This is a genomic window from Massilia genomosp. 1 (assembly GCF_011682185.1).
Classification (GTDB): Bacteria; Pseudomonadota; Gammaproteobacteria; order Burkholderiales; family Burkholderiaceae_D; genus Telluria_A; species Telluria_A rubra.
On record NZ_WHJF01000307.1, the window covers coordinates 1 to 1,058 of the forward strand.

Sequence of the window (1,058 nt, forward strand, 5' to 3'; positions counted from 1 at the left end):
GATGACGCTTCGCCCATGTCATTCGCCGACAAGTTCTATGCGTTGGCAGGACAAGTCCGTCCAGTGTAAGCAGGGGTCATGCTCAACATGAAAAAATTCGTGCTGGGCTCAACAACGCGACACAACCCTTTCGGCGTCCTCCCGGGTGTCGCAAGTGATGAGCACGTTTCCGGGGCGGTGTACGAAGGCGTTGTCTACCTGTTCCGGGACGCCCTGCCCACCCTCCGGGAGGTCCAGCGGACCCTTTTCCACGAAATGCTGCACTACGGACTCCAGAGGTTTCTGCCAGGCTACGAGTATATCACCCGCATGAACATGATTTACCAGCGCGATGGGGCATTCCGGGCCGAAGCTGACCGCTGGGTAAAAACCGGACAGGGCCAGCTGGCCTTGAAGCAGGGCGGGCAGAAATACGCCACTGCGCGCGGCATTGACGAAGCGCTTGCGGTGCTGGCCGAACCGAACGCCGGCGCCTTCACCCGGACCGACGTGCGCGCCAAGGTGGAACGCACCGTACAGCGCTGGCTGGCGAACCTGGCCGAATGGCTAGGCATGCCCGAGGCGGCCGCCTACTGGCGCGGCATGAAAAACGAAGAGGCGCGCGCACTGATCCAGCAGATTTTCCGCAAGACGGCGACTGACTTCCCGCCGGCGGACCCGTGGACAGCTGCGGGCAGCGCGGCGCTTCGCAAGGGTAAGAAGGCATCAGGCGAGGCGGCCGCGCCTGGCGGTTCGCCAGCGTTCAAAGCGTGGTTTGGAAACAGCCAGGTTGTCGGCCCTGCCGGCGAGCCGCAGGTTGTGTACCATGGCACCGATTCCGACTTCGATGCTTTCACGCCATCCCAACGTGGCACGTTCGGGACAGGTGTTTATTTCGCAGCCGCACGCGACGAGGCAGACGCATATGGGGAACGCACCGTCGAGGCGTACCCGGAAATTTGCAAGCTAGTTGTCGCCTAAATACGATTTTTACGCTGCTTTTTTGAGTGCTTGATTTTTCTCCTTTTTGGTGACGGCTTCCGTGACACTTTTTTCGGGATTGAGGTGTACGGTCGTCA

The 1,058-nt window shown here is 60.5% G+C and carries 1 protein-coding gene; it reads left to right on the forward strand.

What is annotated here, in order from left to right:
- Positions 1–78 precede the first annotated feature (78 nt).
- Complete coding sequence (locus tag F1735_RS33765) at positions 79–960, forward strand: ADP-ribosyltransferase-containing protein (protein WP_167241395.1); 882 nt, start codon at positions 79–81, stop codon at positions 958–960.
- The last annotated feature ends 98 nt before the right edge of the window (positions 961–1,058 follow it).